This is a genomic window from Sphingomonas sp. SKA58, from assembly GCF_000153545.1.
Classification (GTDB): Bacteria; Pseudomonadota; Alphaproteobacteria; order Sphingomonadales; family Sphingomonadaceae; genus Sphingobium; species Sphingobium soli.
Map to the genome: position 1 here is coordinate 1,170,008 of NZ_CH959307.1, position 13,848 is coordinate 1,183,855.

Sequence of the window (13,848 nt, forward strand, 5' to 3'; positions counted from 1 at the left end):
CCCGGATCAAGTCCGGGCAGAAAAACGGGACAATGAGGATAGATATTTTGAGCGACGAAGACGATATCCAGGATGCCCTCGCCGATTTCGCGGAGGATGTTGGGAACGGCCAGTCATGGACGGCCGCCATCCGCATCCTGACCGAAGATTATGAGCTGGAAGAAGGCGAGCTGGAAGCCCGCGCGCGCAAGGATTTTGGCGATCTCGACGCCTATCAGGCCGAATGTCGCGCTGCGCTGGAAAAGGGCGACGCGGCGTTTACCGAGCGGCTCAAGGCCGACAAGGCATTCCACAAGGCCAAGGCCCCCAATCTGGCCCGCATGGAACCCGTGACCGAATTCGTGACCAGCGTGCTGGAAAAGGGCGCGCCGGAACCGGGCGCGGACTGGTGGCCCTATATGCCGATCAAGCGCCATATCGATACGCTGTTCCCCGCGCCTGGCGACGTGCGCGACATGGCCTTCTGGACCGCGCGGACGCTCCAGCGCGCGCACAAGGGATAAAAGATGCTGACGATCGACAACCTCACCAATGAAATCGACGGAAAGCCTATTCTCAAGGGCTTGTCGCTCGCCATCAAGGCGGGTGAAATCCACGCGATCATGGGGCCGAATGGCGCTGGAAAATCGACGCTGGCCTATACTTTGGGTGGCCGTCCCGGCTATGAGGTGACGGGCGGCGATGCCTCCTTTGATGGTGTGAACTTGTTCAGCTTGGACCCCCACGAGCGTGCGGCTGCCGGGCTGTTCCTGGGTTTTCAATATCCGGTCGAAATTCCCGGCGTGTCGAACCTCCAATTCCTGCGCGAGAGCCTCAACAGCCAGAAGCGCGCACGCGGCGAAGCTGAACTCAATGGCGGCGAGTTCATTCGCCTGGCCAAGGAGAAAGCCGCGCTATTGGGCCTCGACATGGACATGCTCAAGCGTTCGGTGAATGTCGGCTTTTCAGGCGGCGAGAAGAAGCGCGCCGAGATGGTGCAGATGGGCATTCTCGATCCCCGGCTCGCGATCCTCGACGAAACCGATTCCGGCCTCGACATCGACGCGCTCAAGATTGTGGGTGCCGGCATCAACGCGATCATGCGCAAGCCGGACAAGGCAGTGCTGCTCATCACCCATTATCAGCGGCTGCTCGATTATGTGAAGCCCGACTTCGTCCATGTCCTTGCCGGCGGCCGGATCGTGAAATCGGGCGGTCCGGAACTCGCGCTGGAACTGGAACGCGAAGGCTATGCGGAGGTCGTGGCCGCGTGACCGCGCTCGCTCTTCCCACGCGCCGCGACGAAGCCTGGCGCTATAGCGATCTGGATGCGCTCGCGAGTGTCTGGCCAGTGCCGGATGCGACCCGGATCACGGTTACGGCCGGCCAAAGCGCGCATGGGCATCTGTTGCAGGACGCCGCCACCGGTGCGGCGGCAGTGCACGACTATGTCATTGATATTGCGGACGGTGGGCGGTTCGATTTCCACCTGCTCAATATCGGCGGCAGGCTTGGACGCGTCACTTTCGCCGTCACGCTGGGGAAGGGCAGCCATTTCGAACTTAATGGCGCGATCATCGGGGGCGGCGATCAAACGCTGGAGATCGTGACCCAGGTCACCCATGCCCGGCCCGACGCGACCAGTGGCCAGACGATCCGGTCGATCCTGGGCCAGCGCGCTACCGGCAGTTATCTGGGCAGCATCAATGTCGCCCGCGACGCCCAGCGCACCGATGCGTTCCAGTCGGTGAAGGCGATGCTGCTTGATCGCACGGCCACCGCCAACGCCAAGCCGGAACTGGAAATCTTTGCCGACGACGTCAAATGCGCCCATGGCGCGACGGTCGGTGAACTGGATCGCCAAGCGCTGTTCTACATGGCGAGTCGCGGCATGGACCCGGCGACGGCCAAGACGCTGCTGCTCAAGGCGTTCGTCGCCGGCGTGTTTGACGATGTGAGCGACGAAGCGGTGAAGGACCGGCTGGAGGCTGCCGCGATCGCGAAGCTGGAGACGCTGGTATGACCGACCTCGCCCAGGGCCTGCGACTGCGCGACGATTTCCCCGGTGTCGGTGACTGGCATTATCTCGACAGCGCCGCGACCGCGCAAAAGCCCCAGGCGGTGATCGACGCTATCGCTCGTGCTTATGGAGCCGACTATGCGACCGTGCATCGCGGCGTCTATGAACGGTCGGCCAATATGACACTGGCCTATGAAGCCGCCCGGCGAAAGGTCGCGCAGTTCATCGGAGCGGCGTCCGATGCCGAGATCGTCTATGTCCGCGGCGCGACCGAGGGGATCAATCTGGTCGCGCAAAGCTGGGCGGGCACGCAACTCAAGGCCGGCGACCGCATCCTGCTGTCCACGCTGGAGCATCACAGCAATATCGTTCCCTGGCAGATCGTGGCCGAGCGGGTCGGCGCGCAGATCGATGTCGTGCCGCTCACGCAGGATGGCTGCATAGACCTCGATGCCATGGCGGCGATGATCACGCCCGCGCACAAGATGGTGGCGCTGGCCCATGTCTCGAACGTGCTGGGAAGCGTGCTCGACTGCCGTCGCGCGGCCGATATCGCCCATGGGGCGGGCGCGAAAATATTGATCGACGGATGCCAAGCCGTCCCGCGCCTCGCCGTGAATGTGGCCGCGCTTGATTGCGACTTCTACGTCTTTTCTGCCCACAAGCTTTACGGCCCGACCGGCATCGGTGTGCTGTGGGCGCGGCAGGACCTTTTGGACGCCATGCCTCCCTATCAGGGCGGCGGGTCCATGATCGACAAGGTGACGTTTGAAAAGACCACCTATGCGCCTGCGCCAACCCGGTTCGAGGCGGGGACGCCGCATATCACAGGCGTGGTCGGTCTGTCAGCCGCGATCGATTATGTGCAAGCCATCGGATTGGCGACGATCCACGCTCATGAATGCGCGCTCGTCGCCAAGGCGCGGTCCGCCCTGGACGACCTCAACAGCGTGCGGCTGTTCGGGCCGGAAAGCTCGGCTGGAATCCTCTCTTTTGAGGTTCAGGGGGTGCATCCGCACGATGTCGGTACCATATTGGACGAAGGCGGCGTCGCCATCAGGGCTGGCCATCATTGCGCCCAGCCGCTGATGCGTCATCTGGGCGTGGAGGCGACTGCGCGGGCCAGTTTCGGCCTGTATAGTGATGATAGCGATGTGGACGCGCTGGTGCAGGGCCTGGCGCGGGTAAGGAAGATTTTCGGATGACCGACGAACGCAGGATCATGGTCGAGGAAGTGGACGCCGTGGACGCGCCACCCAAGGCGCGGGTTGACGCTGCGGAGCCTGCTCCCCGCCAGCGCGACTATCTGGACGGATTTCTAACGCAGGCACCCGCGCCGCAGCCCGCCGGTGAGCCGGGCGGCGACGTTTATGAAGCGGTGATCGATGCGCTCAAGGAAATCTACGACCCGGAAATTCCGGTGAATATCTATGATCTGGGCCTGATCTATGGCGTGGATATCAACGAAGGCCATGTCGCCGTCACCATGACGCTGACGACCCCCCATTGTCCGGTGGCCGAATCCATGCCGGGCGAAGTCGAACTGCGCGTCGGCGCGGTTCCGGGGGTTGGCGACGCGGAAGTGAATCTCGTCTGGGACCCGCCATGGGACCCGCAGAAGATGAGCGATGAGGCCAAGCTCGAACTGGGAATGCTGTAATGACGACGGACACCAAAGCGCGCGCCCGCCCCGCGGCCGTCATCCTGACTCCCAATGCCGAGGCGCGGATCGCCGACCTGATGGCGCAGGCGCCCGCGGGCACGATTGGCGTCAAGTTGTCGACCCCCCGTCGCGGATGTTCAGGCCTTGCCTATTCGGTCGATTATGTGACCGAAGAGGCGAAGTTCGACGAGAAGATCGAAACGCCCGGCGGCACCTTCTACATTGATGGCGCGTCGGTCCTGTATCTTGTCGGATCGACCATGGATTGGGTTGAGGACGACTTCACCGCCGGATTTGTTTTCAACAATCCCAATGCCAAGGGCAGTTGCGGCTGCGGCGAAAGCTTCACGGTCTGATCTTCGGCGGCTGATCGTTTGATGCCGCACATGCTTATCCTGGGCATGGGATATAGCGCATCGCGACTGGCGGATCGGTTGCGTGGGGATGGCTGGCGCATCACCGGCGTTCGGCGTGCCGCTGACGTTCAGGCTGGCATCCTCGCATTTGACGACGACAACGCCGTGCTCTGCGCTATCGCCACAGCCAGTCACATTCTGTCGTCCGTGCCGCCCGTAGGCGATCTGGATCCCGTGCTGCACCGCTACGGCTCGGCCATCACCACCGCGCCTGCCATCTGGACAGGCTATCTGTCCTCAACTGGCGTCTACGGCGACACGAACGGGGCGTGGGTGGATGAAAGCGCGCCGATCGGGCGCGGTCGCCGCACTGCGCGGGTGCAGGCGGATCGGGACTGGGGCGCGTTGCGGGCCGACATGCGGCGTTTCCGTCTGCCGGGCATTTACGGCCCGGGCCGCTCAGCGCTTGACCGGGTCCGCGCCGGGCGCGCGCATCGGATCGATCTGCCCAATCAGATTTTCAGCCGCATCCATGTCGATGATATCGCGAAGGGCATTATCGCCTCGTTTGGAGGGCCGCCCGGCGTCTATAATCTGGCGGACGATCTGCCTTGCTCCCAAAACAGGGTCATCGAATTGGCATGTGATCTCACGACATTGCCGTGGCCACCGCTCCAGTCGCTCGACGCGGCGAAATTGTCCCCCATGGCGCGGGGCTTTTACGCCGAAAACCGCCGTGTCGCTAATGGGCGGGCCAAGCGTCTTTTGGGCTGGACGCCGGACTATCCGACCTATGTCGAGGGCTTGCGCGCCTGCCTCTGACAGGCGGGACATGGTTTAGCCGTTGTTAACCTCTTCTGGCGACAAGCGGACATCGCTTCAGAAGGATAGCATGATGACCCGCTTCGACCAGGCATTCGCCGCAATTTCTGACCGGATGCTTATGCTGTCGGCCCAGCAGGCCAGGACGATTCAGGGATCCTCCCTATCCACCCTCATCGAACGGGTGAATAGCGCCAAGCAACGGTATCAGCTAGGACGACGCTAAGGGTTTTTCGAGCGCATGGCGACGACCATGCCAGCTACGGCCAGTACCGCTCCGGGCGCAGCGAAGCCGGTCCAGCGATACCCCTCGAGCAGCGTGGAGATGAGCATCGCGATCACCGGGATAAGCACGGCGGTATAGGCGGCCCGCCCCGCGCCGATCGTCTGGATCAACCGGAAGTAGAGCGGAAAGGTCACGACCGATCCGGCAATGCCCAGATAGGCGATGCCGGCCAGATAGCCAAGCCGCAACTCGATGACAGGGGGGCCCGCCGTGGCCCAGGCAAAGCCCGCATCGACCACCGCGCCAATCAGCATCGCCCACGCCAGCACCGCCATCATGGGGAGCCGCCGGGCAATGTCGGTGCCTTGCATGACATTGGCGACCGAAGCACTCAGCAGCCCCAGGATCGAGAAGGCTGCGCCCAGCAGCACAGTGTCCGGCGCGACATCGGCAGCGCGATATTCGTGGACCAGCATCATCACGATTCCCGTCATGGCGATCGCCGACCCGAGAACGAAGCCGCGTGTTACCGGCTGGCGAAAGGTGACATAGGCCAGTAACGAATTGGGGATCAATAACATCGCATAGATGACGGCCACGACACCGGATGTGAGGTGCTGTTCGGCGCGATAGACGAAGTTGAAGTTGAGCATGAACTGCGCGGTGCCCAGCAGGCCGGCAAACATCATGCCCGGCCCGCCGATGCGAAGCGAAACGCCCCGTATCCGTGCAAATATCGCCATGGCGATGCCGGCCAGCAAAAAGCGGTAGCAGACCGACCAGCTTGGAGGGACGGTGCCCAACTGATCCCTGATTACGATCCAGGTCGAACTCCAGATCAGCGTGACGAGCGCGAAGGGCAGCAAGATCCCTCTGGTTGTGTTCGTTGACACAGGAGCCGCGTCAGCCACAGTCACAGCCGGGCCAGCGCCGCAGCGAGCGGTGCGACGGCGGCCACATCCTGCGACCAGTTCGTGACCAATCGCGCCGCGCCTTCTCCCCAGTTGTGAAAATCAAAGTCCTGGGCACGCAAATTCGCGGCCTCTTCTGCCGTCAGGCGCACGAACAGCTCGTTGGCCTCGACAGGGTGCATCAATCGATTGCCAGCCCCTTTGGCGAGGGCCTGGGCCGCTGCATTGGCGGCGCTGGCATTGCGAAGCCACAGGCCATCTTCGATCATCGCCAGAAGCTGCGTGGCAAGATAGCGTCCTTTCGAAAACAGATGCCCTGAGCGCTTGCGCCAGCGCCGAGCCTCTGCTGCCCGATCCTGCGCCTGGGCGCCGAAGAAGAGCAGCGCCTCACCGATCATGCCGCCATTTTTCACGCACCCAAAGGACAGGGCGTTCACGCCTGCGCGCCACGTCAAGTCTGCCGGTGCGCAGCCCAGATGTGCCACGGCGTTGGCGAACCGGGCGCCATCCATATGCAACCCCAGGTCATGCGCCTTGGCGACATCCCCCAGCGCCGCGACCTCCTCTGGCGCGTAGACGAGACCGTATTCAGTGGCGTTGGTAATGCTGATGGCGCGCGCCGGCACCTGATGCACATCTGGTCTGATCGTTTTCAGCCGGTCGCGCACACTGTCCGGCGTCAGTTTCGCTCCGACGCCCGGGAGCGGCATCAGCGTCGCGCCGTGGGTGAAGAAACCCGGCGCGCCGCATTCGTCCACGACGATATGCGCCTCTTCATGCGCTATCACGCCGCCATAAGGGGGGCAAAGACAGGCGAGTGCGATGCTATTTGCTGCCGTTCCGCTCGCAACCCACAATGCTTGCACTTCGGTTTCGAAGAGCGTGGAAAAGGCATCGTCAAGCCGTGCGCTCCACGCATCGCCGTCATAGCCATGATCCGCTCTGTCGGCAGCCGCAATGGCGGCCATCACCTCGGGGCAAACAGGCGTCGCATTATCGGAAAAAAAGTGCATGGTTTTGCGATAGCGAGCAGGCCGCCGGTCGTGAAGGGGCCATCGGGAACGGGGTGGCCCTGCCCCTGGGCATTAGGTCAGTATAGATGACCAATTGTTTCCCGCGCCGCTCTGTGACATAGGCGGCCCATCCAATCCATGCACAAGGAGCCCTCTCCATGGACGTCGAGCAGAAATCGCGCTTCACCGTCACTCGCAGCAGCCAGGCTGTAGCAGCGGACCAGCGCGCGATCCTGCTTGCCGATCCGGGCTTCGGCCGCATTTTCACGGATCATATGGTGACCATCCGCTACACGGAAGGGCAGGGGTGGCACAGCCACATGGTGGGTCCCCGCGAACCGTTCCAGATCGATCCTGCCTGCGCGGTGCTGCATTATGCACAGGAAATATTTGAAGGCATGAAAGCCTATCGCCTGGGCGATGGCCAAATCGCCATGTTCCGGCCAGAGGAAAATGCTCGCCGTTTCGCAGAATCGGCTGAGCGCATGGCAATGCCGGCGCTGCCCGAGGACCTGTTTCTAGAAGCGGTCGCCGAACTGGTGAAGATCGACGCGGACTGGATTCCCGAAGGCGAGGGCAGCCTGTATCTGCGCCCCTTCCTGTTCGCGAGCGAGACGTTCCTGGGCGTGCGCCCGTCCAACGAATATATATTCTGCGTCATCGCCTCACCCGCCGGCGCCTATTTCAAGGGTGGCAGCAAGGCTGTGACCCTGTGGGTGTCGGAACATTATAGCCGTGCCGCGCGGGGCGGGACTGGCGCTGCCAAATGTGGCGGCAATTATGCCGCCAGCCTGATCGCGCAGAAGGAAGCGATCAGCCATGGCTGCGATCAGGTCGTCTTCCTCGATGCTGCCGAGAACAAGTGGGTCGAAGAACTGGGCGGCATGAACGTCTTTTTCGTCATGGACGACGGATCGATCATAACTCCCCCGCTCGGTGGCACCATCCTGCCCGGCATCACGCGCAATTCGATCATTCATCTGGCCCGCGCCAACGGTCATGATGTGCGCGAAGAGCCTTACAGCTTCATGCAATGGCGCGATGATGCCGCCAGTGGCCGACTACGCGAGGCCTTTGCCTGTGGTACGGCGGCAGTCGTCACGGCGATCGGCACGGTCAAGAGCAGCAGCGGTGAGTTCACGATCGGAAACGGCGATGGCGGGATCGTGACCGAAAAGCTGCGCGCCGAACTGACCGGTATTCAGCGCGGGACCGTCGCTGATCCGGCCGGCTGGGTGCACATGGTCTGATTTCTCGAAGTCCGCTGCGGGGCCGTCTTCCCATTTCCGGCGTCAGGACCTAGATACAAGGCATGGAACGCTACGACGTCGTCATCCTGGGCGGGGGTCTTGTCGGCCTCACCCTGGGCATCGCCCTTTCCGGCCATGGCGTGAAAATCGCCATTGTCGATCCTGCGGATCCTGTTGATACGACCGCCGCGGGTTTTGACGGACGGGTTTCGGCGATCAGTTCGACAAGCTATGCGATGCTTAAAGCGATTGGCGTGGCGCAGCATCTGGATGGCAAGGGTTGCCCGATCGACCGGATCTGGGTCAGCGACGGACTGGAACCGGGCGCACTGGATTTCGTGCCCGATGCCGATGACGGTCTGATGGGAACGATGTTTCCCAACCGGGATCTGCGGATCGCGCTGGCGCGGACGGCGGCGGAGGCCGACAATCTGACCTTCTATCAGCCCGATCGCGCGACGACCGTCGATCGGAGCAGCGATGGGGTAACACTGACGTTGCAGAATGGCGCGACTATCTGCACGCCCTTGCTGGTTGCGGCTGAAGGGCGCAACAGCCCCACGCGCGAAGCCGCCGGCATCCGCACGACCCGCTGGCAATATAGTCACACGGCTATGGTCACGGCGATCGACCATGACGTGCCGCACGCCAATACCGCCTACGAGATTTTCTATGTCGGCGGCCCCTTCGCCCTGTTGCCGATGCAGCCGGGGACTCGGTCGGCCGTCGTCTGGACCGTGCCGACGAACCAAGCGCCAGCCATGCTCAAATTGTCGGAACGTGCATGGCTGGCCGAGGCTCAGAAGCGAATGGGCGGTTTTCTGGGAGACATCAGGCTCGCCGGACCGCGCTCCTCCTACCCGTTGGGCTTTCATCACGCCGCGCGCATCACCGATACGCGACTGGCTCTGGTCGGGGACAGCGCCCATGCGATCCACCCCATCGCGGGTCAAGGGCTGAACCTGGGCTTCCGCGACGTCGCCGCATTGGTGGAGGTGCTGGTCGAGGGCATGCGCCTGGGCCTTGACCCCGGCGATGCGCAACTGCTCGCGCGCTACCAGCGTTGGCGCGGACTGGATGCTTTGATGACCAGCGTCGCCATGGACGGGCTGGTGCGTGTGTTCGACATTCCCGGCAAATTGCCCTCCCTTGTCCGTCGGGCGGGATTGGCGGCTGTCCAGCGCACGCCCATGCTCAAGGGGCGGTTCATGGCCGAAGCCCGGGGTCAATCGGGCGCCCTCCCGCGCCTGCTCGCCGGCGAACGGGTCTGACGCCCGCGCCCCTCTCCCATAAGGATATTTCCTTCGGAAAGGGGCGGCTGCCAATGCGTAAGGCGCAAAAGGATGCGACCAAGCGTGAGCGCCAGCACGGTAAGTCCGATCGACTTTGTGCACTGGTATGACACCCTAAATGCGTAGCGGTGCCTCACGCGCGAACCTGAGCACTAGATTGGCGATGACGAGCATTGCCATGATCCAGTGCAAAGCGCGCGCGACACCTTTGTAACGGGTCACGTCACGCTTCTTGTGTCAGGCGGGGCCAACAAGGCCGTGATCGCCATGATCGCTCACACGCCCTGACGATTGGCGACAAGATTATCGACCACTGAAGGGTCCGCAAGGGTGCTGGTGTCGCCCAACGCCTGCGCCGATACTTCACCTTCGGCGATCTTGCGCAGGATACGGCGCATGATCTTGCCCGACCGCGTTTTGGGCAGGCCCGGCGCGAACTGGATCGCATCGGGGGTGGCAATGGGGCCGATTTCCCGGCGCACCCAATTTATCAGCGTCTTGCGCAGCTCGTCATTGGCTTCATCATCATTGTTGAGCGTCACATAGGCATAAATGCCCTGACCTTTTATATCATGGGGGAAGCCTACCACCGCCGCCTCCGCTACGCTTTCGTGCAGCACCAGCGCACTTTCGACTTCCGCCGTCCCCATGCGATGACCCGATACGTTGATGACATCGTCGACCCGGCCCGTGATCCAATAATAGCCGTCGGCATCCCGCCGTGCGCCGTCCCCGGTCGTATATTTGCCCGGGAAAGTCGTGAAATAGGTCTGGAAGAAGCGATCATGATCGCCCCAGACCGTCCGCATCTGCCCCGGCCAGCTTTGCGCGATGACCAGATTGCCTTCGGTCGCGCCATCCAGCACCTTGCCTTCGGAATCGACGATCTGCGGCACCACGCCAGGCATGGGCAGGGTCGCTGATCCGGGCTTCAGGTCGGTGGCGCCGGGCATGGGCGCGATCATCGCTCCGCCCGTTTCCGTCTGCCACCAGGTGTCGATGATCGGGCAGCGATCCTCGCCAACCACATGATGATACCAGCGCCAGGCCTCTGGATTGATCGGCTCACCGACCGTCCCCAGCAGGCGTAGTGATGCGCGGCTGGTCGCCTTCACATGATCGTCGCCTTCTTTCATCAGCGCGCGCAGCGCGGTGGGGGCGGTGAACAGGGTCTGGACCTGATGCCGGTCCACGATCTGCCAGATGCGCGCTGACGTAGGATGATTGGGTACGCCTTCGTACATCAGCGTCGTCGCCCCGTTGGCGAGCGGCCCATAGACGATATAGGTGTGGCCCGTGACCCAGCCTATATCGGCGGCGCACCAATAGACATCCCCCGGCCGACAGTCGAAGCACAGTTCATGGGTGAGGCTGGCCCAAAGCAGATAGCCGCCGGTCGTATGGAGCACCCCTTTGGGCTTCCCGGTGGACCCGGAGGTGTAGAGGATGAACAGCGGATCTTCCGCCTGCATGGGTTCGGCCGGGCAATCGGCCGCGACCTTTTCGGCTTCTTCATGCAGCCAAACGTCGCGGCCTTCCGCCATGACGACGTCACCACCGGTCGCCTTTACCACGATCACCGACTTGACGCTCGGACAGTCCTTCAGCGCAGCATCGACATTGGACTTGAGCGCCACCTTTCTGCCTGCCCGGCATCCTTCATCGGCGGTCACAACGATGGTGGAGTCGCAATCCTGAATGCGGCCACACAGCGCATCGGGGGAAAAGCCGCCGAAAACCACCGAATGGATCGCGCCTATCCGCGCGCAGGCCAGCAAAGCGAATGCCGCTTCCGGGATCATCGGCAGATAGATGGTGATTCTGTCGCCCTTCTTCGCGCCGGCTGCTTTCAACACATTGGCGAAGCGACACACTTCGGCATGGACCTGCCGATAGCTGTAACGGCGCGGTTCGGCATCGGGGGAATCGGGTTCCCAGATGATCGCGGTCTGGTCACCCCGCTCGTCGAGATGCCGATCGATGCAGTTGACACTGACGTTCAAAACGCCATCCGCGAACCATTTGATGCCGAAATCGGCTTCTGCAAAACTGCTTTCGTTGGCCCGCGTCGGTGGCGTCATCCAGTCCAGCCGCCCTGCGCGGTCCAGCCAATAGGCGTCGCTGTCCTCGACCGAACGGGCGTAATCGGCTTCGCGCTTGCCCCGATCCATATAGGCTCCCTCGGCCCAGGCTTGCGGCACGGGGAAGAAATCTTCGGGCATCAGCTATCCTTTCCAAGGCAAAACCGGTTTTCGTCGCCCTTCTATCGTCGGCTTTCCCTCGCCGAAAGGGGCGAGGCAGACGCTGGACGCCATCCTTTTGGCCAATGTCCTTGTCAGGAGGGTACGCCAGCCGTCGCTTTGCGGCTTCCCCCGCGGCGCTCGTGCGCCTAACAGACACTCTCTATGTGGCTGCTCTATCAATTTCCTCTCTGTCCTTTTTCCCGCAAGGTCCGGCTGTTGCTGGGCGAAAAGGGCATTGGCTATGATCTGGTGCGCGAATCGCCATGGGCGATGCGCGACGAATTTCTGGATCTTAATCCCGCCGGCCTGACTCCGGTCATGACGGATCAGGAACGGGGCATTACCCTGCTCGACAGCCAGGCGATCTGCGAATATTTCGAAGAGACGGTGGAGAAAGTGCCGCTTATTTCCGGCACCGCTGCCGGTCGCGCTGAAGTCCGCCGACTCACCGCCTTTTTCGACCAAAGTTTCTATGGCGACGTGGTCGGCCCGCTTTTGCATGAGCGCATGAAGAAAAGGCTGATCGAACGCGCGCCGCCGGATGCCAGAGTGCTGCGCGAAGCTATGAAGCGGGCAAACGTCCATATGGATTATATGGACTATCTACTAGACCATCGCAGCTGGATGGCGGGAGGGACGCTCAGCTTGGCGGATATCGCTGCGGCCGCACATCTGTCCGTCGCTGATTATCTGGGCGGTATCGATTGGGCCGGGCATGAACCGGTTCGACGCTGGTATGCAGGTTTCAAGTCACGGCCGTCATTTCGTCCGCTCCTGTCCGAGAGGATGGAGGTCATCACGCCGCCGCCGCATTATGAGAAGCCTGATTTCTAAACTCTCGCGGCTTTCGTTGCTGCCCGAAAGGATGGTCACTCTGTTTCGGCGGCCAGGTAAACCCGGTTGCGGCCATGTTCCTTGGCCAGATAGAGCGCGCGATCGGCAGCCTTGAGCGCGGCGCGGGGATCGTCATAGGCCAGCACATTGGCAACGCCCGCCGAAAAGCTGACCCTGTCCATCCGCTCGCCATTGGTGCGATTGACAAGGCTGCGGCTGGCTAGGTCTTCGCGAACGTCATCCACCGCTTCGCATGTTTCCGCTGCTGTCTTGCCCCGGAACAGCATCACAAATTCCTCACCGCCATGGCGCGCGACATGACAGCGATCATCCGACACCTTGGCGAGCAAGCCCGCCACGAATTTCAGCACACGGTCGCCGGTATCATGACCATGCGTGTCGTTGATCACCTTGAAATGGTCGATGTCGCAGAAGGCGATGGACAATGATTCGTCCGCAGCCTGAGCCTCCGCCACTTCGTCCCGCAACCGCGCTTCAAAGGCGCGGCGGTTGGGGAGACCGGTCAGATGGTCTTGCTCCGCGGCGCGGCGGGCAGTTTCCAGACTGGATTTCAGCGCCTGCGTCTGCTTCTGGTTTTCCCGCAGCTGTGTTTCCACGGCCCGTGTTTTTTCCACCATCGAGCGCGTCAACCCGACCAGGCGCGCCAGCACCGGCTCGCCCTCGGCAACGTCAGCCAGATCCTTCGCCTGCTCCTGCAATGCCGCGCCATAGTCCTTCGCTGACTTGCGCGATTCGTGCATGAGGCCGGTGAACTGATCGAGATTTTCCTCCACCTTGTCCAACATGGTGGCGAGCGATTCGGGCGTGACCTCATCCGCGCGCTGTTCAGCGGCCAGGGTTTCGAGCCAGCCGTTGGTGATCTTGCCGCGTTCCATCATGACGGCGCGGATGGCTTTTTCGACGCCGATATTCGCGCCGGTCAGATAATCGAGCGCGACACTGAAATTTATGGCGGTCAGATCCAGGTCATGGGCGAAGAGGAAGTCGCCAATGTCGGCATAAAGTTGGCGCCGTCGGTTGATTTCGCGATTGGCGGCGGTGCCGGCCCGCGGCCGGGGCGCAGTTTCCGCGTCTTGCGACTCTTCCGCTCGCCCGGAAAGTCCCTTTGCCCACCGGGTCAGGCGGTCGGTCAGCCCATGTTGCGCATTGGCGGTGGAAGGTGGTGCCCCGATCATGACCTTCATAACGGCCGCGCAAGGAGAGGCTTAAATGCGCGGC

General features: G+C 62.3%; 15 protein-coding genes. 11 read left to right on the plus strand and 4 right to left on the minus strand.

The window, feature by feature from the left end; genetic code table 11:
- The first annotated feature begins 47 nt into the window (after positions 1–47).
- From SKA58_RS15120 to SKA58_RS19930, 8 genes are all read left to right on the plus strand, one after another.
- Positions 48–503, plus strand: a complete 456-nt coding sequence (locus SKA58_RS15120; protein ID WP_037543284.1) for a hypothetical protein — start codon at positions 48–50, stop codon at positions 501–503.
- Between the two features lie 3 nt (positions 504–506).
- Positions 507–1,253 (plus strand): Fe-S cluster assembly ATPase SufC, encoded by a 747-nt coding sequence (gene sufC, locus SKA58_RS15125; RefSeq protein ID WP_009823339.1) that lies wholly within the window; start codon positions 507–509, stop codon positions 1,251–1,253.
- Entirely contained in the window at positions 1,250–2,002 is a 753-nt protein-coding gene (locus SKA58_RS15130; RefSeq protein ID WP_009823340.1) for a SufD family Fe-S cluster assembly protein, read from the plus strand. Before sufC ends, SKA58_RS15130 begins: the two co-directional genes overlap by 4 nt.
- Positions 1,999–3,204, plus strand: a complete 1,206-nt coding sequence (locus SKA58_RS15135; RefSeq protein ID WP_009823341.1) for a cysteine desulfurase — start codon at positions 1,999–2,001, stop codon at positions 3,202–3,204. The genes SKA58_RS15130 and SKA58_RS15135 overlap by 4 nt, the downstream gene beginning before the upstream one ends.
- A complete protein-coding gene (locus SKA58_RS15140) occupies positions 3,201–3,659 on the plus strand; it encodes an SUF system Fe-S cluster assembly protein (RefSeq protein WP_009823342.1) in 459 nt (152 codons plus the stop codon). Before SKA58_RS15135 ends, SKA58_RS15140 begins: the two co-directional genes overlap by 4 nt.
- A complete protein-coding gene (locus tag SKA58_RS15145; protein WP_009823343.1) occupies positions 3,659–4,018 on the plus strand; it encodes a HesB/IscA family protein in 360 nt (119 codons plus the stop codon). The genes SKA58_RS15140 and SKA58_RS15145 overlap by 1 nt, the downstream gene beginning before the upstream one ends.
- A gap of 21 nt (positions 4,019–4,039) precedes the next feature.
- Positions 4,040–4,840, plus strand: coding sequence for an epimerase (locus SKA58_RS15150; protein WP_037543287.1), 801 nt, complete (start codon positions 4,040–4,042; stop codon positions 4,838–4,840).
- 73 nt (positions 4,841–4,913) lie between these two features.
- Positions 4,914–5,066: a hypothetical protein gene (locus tag SKA58_RS19930; protein ID WP_232209441.1), complete on the plus strand. Its 153-nt coding sequence runs from the start codon at positions 4,914–4,916 to the stop codon at positions 5,064–5,066.
- Here the strand turns inward: SKA58_RS19930 and SKA58_RS15155 are convergent.
- Both SKA58_RS15155 and SKA58_RS15160 read right to left on the minus strand, forming a co-directional pair.
- Positions 5,063–5,932 carry a DMT family transporter gene (locus SKA58_RS15155; RefSeq protein ID WP_009823346.1) on the minus strand — a complete coding sequence of 290 codons (870 nt, stop codon included), beginning with the start codon at positions 5,930–5,932 and terminating at the stop codon, positions 5,063–5,065. The genes SKA58_RS19930 and SKA58_RS15155 overlap by 4 nt on opposite strands.
- A gap of 47 nt (positions 5,933–5,979) precedes the next feature.
- On the minus strand, positions 5,980–6,990 hold the full coding sequence (locus tag SKA58_RS15160; protein WP_037543290.1) for a threonine aldolase family protein: 1,011 nt from the start codon (positions 6,988–6,990) through the stop codon (positions 5,980–5,982).
- A 158-nt stretch (positions 6,991–7,148) separates the two neighbouring features.
- Here SKA58_RS15160 and SKA58_RS15165 point away from each other — a divergent pair, with 158 nt between their 5' ends.
- Together SKA58_RS15165 and SKA58_RS15170 are read left to right on the plus strand one after the other, a co-directional pair.
- Positions 7,149–8,240 carry a branched-chain amino acid aminotransferase gene (locus tag SKA58_RS15165; RefSeq protein WP_009823348.1) on the plus strand — a complete coding sequence of 364 codons (1,092 nt, stop codon included), beginning with the start codon at positions 7,149–7,151 and terminating at the stop codon, positions 8,238–8,240.
- Positions 8,241–8,302: 62 nt separating this feature from the next.
- On the plus strand, positions 8,303–9,511 hold the full coding sequence (locus SKA58_RS15170) for a UbiH/UbiF/VisC/COQ6 family ubiquinone biosynthesis hydroxylase (RefSeq protein WP_009823349.1): 1,209 nt from the start codon (positions 8,303–8,305) through the stop codon (positions 9,509–9,511).
- 296 nt (positions 9,512–9,807) lie between these two features.
- Here SKA58_RS15170 and acs read toward each other — a convergent pair whose 3' ends face one another.
- Positions 9,808–11,754, minus strand: coding sequence for an acetate--CoA ligase (acs, locus tag SKA58_RS15175; protein ID WP_009823350.1), 1,947 nt, complete (start codon positions 11,752–11,754; stop codon positions 9,808–9,810).
- 183 nt (positions 11,755–11,937) lie between these two features.
- Between acs and SKA58_RS15180 the strand changes: the two genes are divergently transcribed.
- The gene (locus SKA58_RS15180; RefSeq protein ID WP_009823351.1) at positions 11,938–12,609 is read left to right on the plus strand and encodes a glutathione S-transferase family protein; all 672 of its coding nucleotides are present in this window, start codon (positions 11,938–11,940) and stop codon (positions 12,607–12,609) included.
- Positions 12,610–12,644: 35 nt separating this feature from the next.
- On the opposite strand, the gene SKA58_RS15185 is transcribed toward SKA58_RS15180, so the two are convergent.
- Positions 12,645–13,805 (minus strand): GGDEF domain-containing protein, encoded by a 1,161-nt coding sequence (locus SKA58_RS15185; protein WP_037543710.1) that lies wholly within the window; start codon positions 13,803–13,805, stop codon positions 12,645–12,647.
- Between the last annotated feature and the right edge of the window lie 43 nt (positions 13,806–13,848).

Excerpts from the sequence above, each read along its gene's own strand:
- sufC (WP_009823339.1), top strand. The coding sequence starts at position 507 with ATGCTGACGATCGACAACCTCACCAATGAAATCGACGGAAAGCCTATT.
- SKA58_RS15135 (WP_009823341.1), top strand. The coding sequence starts at position 1,999 with ATGACCGACCTCGCCCAGGGCCTGCGACTGCGCGACGATTTCCCCGGT.
- SKA58_RS15140 (WP_009823342.1), top strand. The coding sequence starts at position 3,201 with ATGACCGACGAACGCAGGATCATGGTCGAGGAAGTGGACGCCGTGGAC.
- SKA58_RS15145 (WP_009823343.1), top strand. The coding sequence starts at position 3,659 with ATGACGACGGACACCAAAGCGCGCGCCCGCCCCGCGGCCGTCATCCTG.
- SKA58_RS15150 (WP_037543287.1), top strand. The coding sequence starts at position 4,040 with ATGCCGCACATGCTTATCCTGGGCATGGGATATAGCGCATCGCGACTG.
- SKA58_RS19930 (WP_232209441.1), top strand. The coding sequence starts at position 4,914 with ATGACCCGCTTCGACCAGGCATTCGCCGCAATTTCTGACCGGATGCTT.
- SKA58_RS15160 (WP_037543290.1), bottom strand. The coding sequence starts at position 6,990 with ATGCACTTTTTTTCCGATAATGCGACGCCTGTTTGCCCCGAGGTGATG.
- SKA58_RS15165 (WP_009823348.1), top strand. The coding sequence starts at position 7,149 with ATGGACGTCGAGCAGAAATCGCGCTTCACCGTCACTCGCAGCAGCCAG.
- SKA58_RS15170 (WP_009823349.1), top strand. The coding sequence starts at position 8,303 with ATGGAACGCTACGACGTCGTCATCCTGGGCGGGGGTCTTGTCGGCCTC.
- acs (WP_009823350.1), bottom strand. The coding sequence starts at position 11,754 with ATGCCCGAAGATTTCTTCCCCGTGCCGCAAGCCTGGGCCGAGGGAGCC.
- SKA58_RS15180 (WP_009823351.1), top strand. The coding sequence starts at position 11,938 with ATGTGGCTGCTCTATCAATTTCCTCTCTGTCCTTTTTCCCGCAAGGTC.
- SKA58_RS15185 (WP_037543710.1), bottom strand. The coding sequence starts at position 13,805 with ATGATCGGGGCACCACCTTCCACCGCCAATGCGCAACATGGGCTGACC.